The sequence below is a fragment of the Mitsuaria sp. GD03876 genome (genome assembly GCF_029840635.1).
Classification (GTDB): domain Bacteria; phylum Pseudomonadota; class Gammaproteobacteria; order Burkholderiales; family Burkholderiaceae_C; genus Roseateles.
In genome coordinates this window covers 45,703-52,639 of sequence record NZ_JAOCCU010000043.1, presented here as the reverse complement: position 1 = coordinate 52,639, position 6,937 = coordinate 45,703, and the positions used below count along the sequence as shown (strand labels likewise).

At 74.3% G+C, this 6,937-nt stretch carries 7 protein-coding genes; 5 read left to right on the top strand and 2 right to left on the bottom strand.

The window, feature by feature from the left end:
- From N5D62_RS22420 to N5D62_RS22400, 5 genes are all read left to right on the top strand, one after another.
- Positions 1-551 (top strand): hypothetical protein (locus N5D62_RS22420; RefSeq protein WP_279760107.1); only part of this gene is annotated, 551 nt, incomplete at its 5' end.
- A gap of 133 nt (positions 552-684) precedes the next feature.
- The gene (locus tag N5D62_RS22415; protein ID WP_279760106.1) at positions 685-1,539 is read left to right on the top strand and encodes a hypothetical protein; all 855 of its coding nucleotides are present in this window, start codon (positions 685-687) and stop codon (positions 1,537-1,539) included.
- Positions 1,536-3,263, top strand: a complete 1,728-nt coding sequence (locus tag N5D62_RS22410; RefSeq protein WP_279760105.1) for an ATPase, T2SS/T4P/T4SS family — start codon at positions 1,536-1,538, stop codon at positions 3,261-3,263. Before N5D62_RS22415 ends, N5D62_RS22410 begins: the two co-directional genes overlap by 4 nt.
- A gap of 3 nt (positions 3,264-3,266) precedes the next feature.
- A complete protein-coding gene (locus N5D62_RS22405) occupies positions 3,267-4,343 on the top strand; it encodes a hypothetical protein (RefSeq protein WP_279760104.1) in 1,077 nt (358 codons plus the stop codon).
- Complete coding sequence (locus N5D62_RS22400) at positions 4,340-4,846, top strand: lytic transglycosylase domain-containing protein (protein WP_279760103.1); 507 nt, start codon at positions 4,340-4,342, stop codon at positions 4,844-4,846. Before N5D62_RS22405 ends, N5D62_RS22400 begins: the two co-directional genes overlap by 4 nt.
- Here N5D62_RS22400 and N5D62_RS22395 read toward each other — a convergent pair.
- Positions 4,827-6,152 (bottom strand): hemolysin family protein, encoded by a 1,326-nt coding sequence (locus N5D62_RS22395; protein ID WP_279760102.1) that lies wholly within the window; start codon positions 6,150-6,152, stop codon positions 4,827-4,829. The genes N5D62_RS22400 and N5D62_RS22395 overlap by 20 nt on opposite strands.
- Positions 6,153-6,260: 108 nt before the next feature.
- A complete protein-coding gene (locus tag N5D62_RS22390; RefSeq protein WP_279760101.1) occupies positions 6,261-6,758 on the bottom strand; it encodes a histidine phosphatase family protein in 498 nt (165 codons plus the stop codon).
- Between the last annotated feature and the right edge of the window lie 179 nt (positions 6,759-6,937).

Genomic DNA, 6,937 nt, shown 5'->3' with positions numbered 1-6,937 from the left:
TCGCGGCCTTGCCACTGAGCCGCGCGGGCTGGACCCTGCAGCGGATCGCCTGCCGCGGCGGCGCGGGCTGCGTCGCCACCTGGGCGCGGCACCACGGCACGCTGGCGCAGCTGGACGCGGCAGCGACGACCGCGCTCGTCATCGATCGCGAACCGGGCGCGGACCGGCTCGCGATGCCGATGCGCGAGGCGCTGGCCGTCCGCGCGCCGGGCGATGCCCCGGCGCCCGCGCTGCGCGCCGGCGCCCTGCCACCGTTGCGCGACGCCGTCGTCGACTGGGGCAGCCGGCTGCAGGACCTGATGCTCGTCGGCGGCGGACAGGCGACGCTGGACACGGGCACGGCGCTCGAGCCCCCCGGCAGCGGCCACCCCGCCGCCGTGGCCCCGGACGTGCTGCGGCTCGGCTGGCGGCTGCGGGACGGCCTGTGGTCGCTGCCCTTCCTCCAACTGCCGCCCTACGTCGTCGCGGACTCCCTCGTCGTGACCCTGGGGGCCACGCACATCACCTATGAACTCTCCGGCTCCCTGTTCGCGCTGGGTCCGTCGCCATGACGGCGCGCAACGACCCTCGCCCCGTACCGGCCGCCTGCGCCGACACCTCGTCCTGGCGGCCGCCGGGCTGGCCGCCCTTCCCGGCACCGGCGGATCGACACCGTCTGGCGCCACCGGCGAGGGCGACGCCGCCGTGACGCTGCGCCAGCTGGTCGATGCCGCGAGCCGGCAGAAGGCCGCCGAACTGGCGTCGGCCGCGGCCCGGCTGGCGGCCGGCGTCGGGGCCGGGAACGGCAACGGCAACGGCAACAACGCCGGCATCCCCGCCGGAATCGGCGCAGCCATCGGCAACGGCCAGCGCGTCGCGACGCTGTCGCCGGACATCGGCGGCGCTGCCGGAGCCGCAAGCGACGAGCCGCCTCGCCTGTGGTCGCTGCAGATGGTCCGAGGACGCTGGCAGGCGGAGATCGTCGTCGGCGGACGGGTGCATCGGCTCGACGCGTCGGGCGCCGCTACGGGCGCCGCCGCGAGTGAGGCTTCGGGTGGGGCCGCATGTGGGGCCGCAGGTGATGCCGCAGGTGAGGCCGCAGGTGCGGCGTCGGGTGAGGCGTCGGATGGAACCTCGGGTGGAACCTCGAGCGGGGCCCCGGGTGGAACCTCGAGCGGGGCCTCGGGTGGGGTCTCGAGTGGGGTCTCGAGTGGGGCTTCGGGTGACGCCGCGGGTGACTCGTCACGCCGGGCCGGGCCCTGGCGCGCGATCGCCCTGACCGCCGGCGGCCTGCTGCTGGAGCGGACAAGGCCGGTCGCGCGGGCGCCTCGCCACCTGCTGCTGGCACCGCCGGGTCGCGGCAGCGTGGCCGCGGCTTTCCCCGTCGACCGCGTGGCGATGCCCGCCGCGCCCCTGGCGGCGGCGCCCTCGCCCTCGCCCTCACTCTCACCCGAGCTCGAGGCCTGGCGCCGCGCGGCCGCGCTGCCCCTGCCGGCCGGGTCCTCGGACCCGGCGCCGTCGGCCGCGTCGCCGCCGGCGCCCCCCGCTTCCGCGCCTTGAGCCGCCACATCGACGACCCCGCCCGGCTGCCGCCGTTCGAGCGGGTGCTGTCCGGCGTCGCCGACGCGCGTCCCGCCGATCCCTCCTCCGGCTTGCTGCCGGTGGCCGCCCACAAGCAGGACTGCCTGGCGGCGCTGGCGCTGCCCGGCGGGCGCTTCGCCGTGGTGTCGACCGTCGACGAGGTCCACCGCCCCGACTGGTATCGCCTGGTGCAGGCTGGCAAGGCGCGCGGCCTGGTCTTCGCCGGCCATTGGACGGCCGACGCCGGGGTCCTCGCCTCGCTGCGCGCCGGTGTCGCCGCGGCGCCGGCCGAGCCGACCGCCGACGAACGCCGCGCCGAGGAGGCCGCCCGCGACATCGAGGCGATGGTCGCGGACTCCTCCCCCCTGGAGTGGTTCCGCGGCATCGTGTCGCGCTGCCTGCACGCTGGCGCGAGCGACCTGCACCTCGAGCTGCGCGGCCCGGTGGCGCTCGCGCGCGTGCGCCTGGACGGCCGCATGCGGGTGCTGGGCCGCTATCCCGCGCGCCATGCGATGAACGGCGTGTCCGCCGCGTACACCATGCTGGCCGAGGAGCGCTCCCGGACCGAGGTCGCCTTCAACGGCGGCGTGCCGCAGGCCGCGATGATCCCGCTGGACCTGCCGGGCCAGCGCCTGACGCTGCGTTACCAGAGCCATCCGGCCGTCGGCGGCATGGACGTGGTGATCCGGCTGCTGCGCGCGGCCGCGCCGGCCACCGGCGCGCAGGCCCGGGATCCGCGCCGCACGCTGGCCTCGCTGGGCTTCACGCCCTGGCAGGCCAGCCGGCTGGGCGAGGCGCTGGCCTCGGCCTGGGGCGGCGTGTTCGTCGCCGGCGTCACCGGCTCGGGCAAGACGACGACGCTGAACACCATGATGGGGATGCTGGCGGCCGAGGGCTCGCGCAAGCTCTTCACCATCGAGGACCCGGTCGAGTACGAGACCCCCGGCGTCAGCCACCTGTCGATCCAGCGCGGCGCGTCCGGCGGCGCCGACCCGTTCCACGCCGCGATGCTGGCCTTCCTGCGGATGGATCCGGACGTCGGGCTGTTCGGCGAGATCCGCGACGCGCTGTCGGCCTCGATGGCGCAGGCCGCGATCCAGACGGGCCACAAGATCCTGTCGACGGTGCACGCGACCTCGGCGCTGGGCATCGTCGGGCGGCTGTCGTCGCGGCTGCTCGGGCTGGACCGCGCGGACCTGTGCGACCCCGAGTTCCTCTCCGCGCTGGTCTACCAGGTGCTGATGCCGCTGAACTGCGAGCAGTGCAAGCGCCCTGCCGTCCAGGTCATGAGCGCGCGGGCGCTGGCGGTGTACGAGACCGGGTTCGGGCTCGATCCCTTGACCATTCACTGCGCCAGCGCGCGCGGTTGCCCGCACTGCCGCCGGCCCGGCATCGACTACGGCGACGCCGACGACGGCGACGAGGCCCGCAACGGCACCGCCGGCGTCAAGGTCGGCGCCGAGGTGATCGTGCCGGACCTGCGGCTGCTGGACCTGCTGCGCCAGGGCCGCGACGCCGAGGCCCGGCGCCACTGGCGCCGCCGCCGCGCCACGGCGTTCAGCGATCCGGACATGGACGGCAAGGACGCCTGGGGCCACGTGCTGCACGACGTCGCCCGCGGGCGCGTCGATCCCTTCCATTTCGAGCGGGCCTTCGGCAGCGCGGCGCTGCTGGCCAAGACGCTCGCCGACGACGAGGACTGACCGATGCATCCGCTCGACTGGTTGCTGCTGCGCGCCGCCGCGCGTCGACTGAGACGCCGGCGCGGCGACTTCTACTTCGACCTGGCCTCGGCGCTGGAGGACCGCGTGCCGCTGTTCACCGTGCTGCGCAAGCTCGAGGCCCGCGCCCGGCGCCGCTCGCGCGGCGACCTGCTGCTGTACCGGCGCATGCTGCAGGCGGCGATGGGCGGCTCGCTGGCGCGGGCGCTGCACGGCCTCGTGCCGCCGACCGAGGTGCTCATGATCGACGCGCTGCAGGGCGGCGGCGACGAGCGCCTGTCCCAGGGCCTGCACTTCCTGTCCACCACCGTCGAGAAGGTCGACGGCATGTTCCGCGCGGTGCGCAAGGCGGTGGCCTATCCGCTGCTGCTGCTGGGCGCGATGACGGCGGTCCTGGTGGCGTTCTCGCTGCACGCGGTGCCGGTGCTGGCCGAGCTGATCGACCCGGCGCGCTGGCCGCCGCTGGGCCGGGCGCTGCACGCGGTGGCCTCGACGATCCACGACCACGGCGTGGCGCTGGGCGCGGCGCTCGCGTTCGCCGGCGGGCTGTTCACCTGGTCGCTGCCGCGCTGGCAGGGCCGCGCGCGCCGCTGGCTGGACCGGCATCCGCCGTTCAGCCTGTACCGGGACTTCTCCGGGGCGATGCTGGTGATCTCGCTGTCCTCGCTGATGCGCGCCGGCGTGTCGCTGCGCTCGTCGCTGGAACGCGCCAGCCGCTTCAGCGCGCCCTGGATGCGCTGGCACCTGCGCCAGATCCTGCGGCGGCTCTCGGGCGCCGAGGCGGCGCAGTTCGGCCGCGCCTTCGCCACCGGCGTGCTGTCGCCGGCGATGGAGGAACGCGTGCAGGACGCCGCCGAGCGCCGCGACCCGGTCGCCGCCTTCGTGCGCATCGGCATCGGCTCGATCGACCGGTTGCAGCTCGGCATCGCGGACTCCGCCGCGCGCCTGAACGGCGTGCTGATGGTCGTCGCGGCGGCGCTGATGCTGTTTCTCCTCGGCGGTTTCCTGAGCACCGTGATGGAGGTGCAGGGCAGCCTGCAGTCCGAGGTGGGGGCCTCATGAGGCGCCCGCTGCTGCTGCTGGTGCTGTCGCTGGCGCCGCTGGTCGGACACGCGTCGCCCGGGCGCTCGCCGGCCCGGACCCGGGCGCCCCTGTCGGCGCCCGCGCCCGCGCGTTTCGACCGCTGCTTCCTGGCCGCCGGCCAGCGCTACGGCGTGTCGCCGCTGCTGCTCAAGGCGATCGCGCGGCAGGAGTCCGGCCTGGACCCGGCGGCGCGTCACCGCAACGCCGACGGTTCCACCGACACCGGCCTGATGCAGATCAACAGCGCCTGGCTGCCGACGCTGGCGCGCCATGGCGTGCGCGAGAGCGACCTGCAGGACCCGTGCGCCAACATCCTCGTGGGGGCCTGGATCCTGGGCAGCAACTTCCGGACGATGGGGCCCACCGTCCAGGCGCTGGGCGCGTACAACGCGCGCGATCCGGCCAAGCGCCAGGCCTATGCCCGGCAGGTGCTGCGGCACTACGCCGCGCTGCGCGACGCGCTCAGTCCGCCGGTCCGCTGAGCTCCGCGGCCGGCGCCGCCGTGCCGGCCCGCGCGATCATGACCTGGTCGACGCGGTGGCTGTCCACGTCCACCACCTCGAAGCGCCAGCCGTGCCATTCGACGACGTCGGTGCGCTTGGGGATGCGGCGCAGCATCACCATCAGGAAACCGGCCAGCGTGTCGTACTGGCCGGGGTGGGGGAAGTCGTCGACGCCCAGCGCCCGCTGCACGTCGGGGATCGGCGTGATGCCGTCGGCCAGGAAGCTGCCGTCGTCGCGCCGGATGATCTGCTGCTCCTCCTCGTCGGTGGAGACCATCGAGCCCATCACCGTGCTCATCACGTCGTTGAGCGTGATGACGCCCACGACCAGCGAGTACTCGTTGACGATCACCGCGAAGTCCTCATGCGCCTGGCGGAACTGGGTCAGCACCTCGGCCAGCGTCAGCCGGTCGGGCACGATCAGGACCTTCTTGATCAGCCCGGGCTCGGCGCGCAGCGAGATCACCTCGCCGCGCAGCACGCGCTGGAACAGGTCGGTGGCGTCGACGTAGCCGACGACCTGGTCGATCTCGCCGTCGCAGACCAGGTAGGTCGAGTGCGGCGAGTCGGCGATGCGCGTGCGCACCAGCGCCTCGTCGTCGTCCAGCGAGAAGTAGACGACGCGCTCGCGCGAGGTCATCGACGACTCGACGGTGCGGAACTCGAGTTCGAACACGTTCTCGATCACCTGCTGCTCGGCCGCCGCGACGACGCCGGCCTGCTGGCCGGCCGCGGCCAGGGCGAGAATGTCGTCATGGGTGATCGTGTTGTCGGGCGTCACCGGCCGGCCCAGCAAGCGCAGCAGGCCCTCGGACACCAGGTTCAGCGCCCAGGCCACCGGGCGCAGCACCAGCGTCAGGAACAGCATCGGCCGGATCAGCGCCATCGCGACGCGTTCGGGCTCGTTCATCGACAGCCGCTTGGGCAGCAGGTCCGCCAGCACGACGAACAGCGTCGTGACGCAGGTGAAGGACAGCGCGAAGGCCACGCGCTGCGCGGTGTCCACGTCGATCAGCGGGCGCAGCAGCGTCTCGAAATGCGGCGTCAGCGCGCCCTCGCCGACCACGCCGGCCAGGATCGCCAGCGTGTTGACGCCGATCTGCACGACGGTGAAGTAGTAGCCGGGCTGCTCCTGGACCTTCAGTACCTGCGCGGCCCGCAGGTCGCCCTCGTCGGCCAGCTGGCGCAGCTTCAGCCGCCGCGACGCGGCCAGCGACAACTCCGCCATCGAGAAGAACGCGCTGGCCGAAATCAGCAGGAAGATCAGGAGCAGGCTGGAACTCAAGGCGGCTTTCGGAATGCGGAAGCCACCAGTGTAGCGGGCACCCCATGGCGCACGCGGTCCCGCATCGAGGCCGGCGCGCCCCTGGCGGCCAGCCCATCGGAGGGATGCTCACGGCGAATCGGGGGATCGCACCGTCAGCACGATCACGCCCGGCCGGTCCTGCGTGTCGCGTTCGCAGCGCAGCCACCAGAAGGCGCCCTTGCGCAGCCGCCACGGCGTGGTCCGGTCGAGCTGCGCCAGCGGCACGCCGCCGACCAGGTGGGCCAAGGCCAGGCCCAGCGTGGGCTGGTGGCCGACGACCATCACCGGCGTCGACGCGGTCGCCCAGCCGACGGCGCCGAGCAGCGCCGCCACGCCCTGCTTCGGCGCGAGCGCGTCGCTGAGCTCGACCTTGCGCCGCAGGTCCTGCGCCGTCTGCCGCGTCCGCACGGCCGGGCTCGACAGCACCCGGGTCGACGCGGGCAGGTGCTTGTCCAGCCAGTGCGCCATCTCGCGCGCCTGGCGCTCGCCGCGGCCGGTGAGCACGCGCGACAGGTCGTCCATGCCGGGCGCGGCGTCGGCCGCTTCGGCATGACGCCACAGGATCAGGTCCATCGAATCGGTCATCGTCGGGGCGGCTCCTGCGGCAAAAGAGGGAATGACGGCGGCGGTCTCCGCGCCCTTCGGCGGCAAGCGCGGTTCCCGGCACGCCGCGGCGTCGTCCCGGGAGCGGGCGTCCGGCGCCCGGGCGACCCGGGTGCGCCGCTTGCTTCGCGCTCCTGGATTCGACCTCCCTGGCCCGGACA

What these genes read in the sequence shown, in the direction of transcription:
- N5D62_RS22405 (WP_279760104.1), top strand. Translation starts at nt 3,267, where the DNA reads ATGCATCCGCTCGACTGGTTGCTGCTGCGCGCCGCCGCGCGTCGACTG.
- N5D62_RS22400 (WP_279760103.1), top strand. Translation starts at nt 4,340, where the DNA reads ATGAGGCGCCCGCTGCTGCTGCTGGTGCTGTCGCTGGCGCCGCTGGTC.
- N5D62_RS22390 (WP_279760101.1), bottom strand. Translation starts at nt 6,758, where the DNA reads ATGACCGATTCGATGGACCTGATCCTGTGGCGTCATGCCGAAGCGGCC.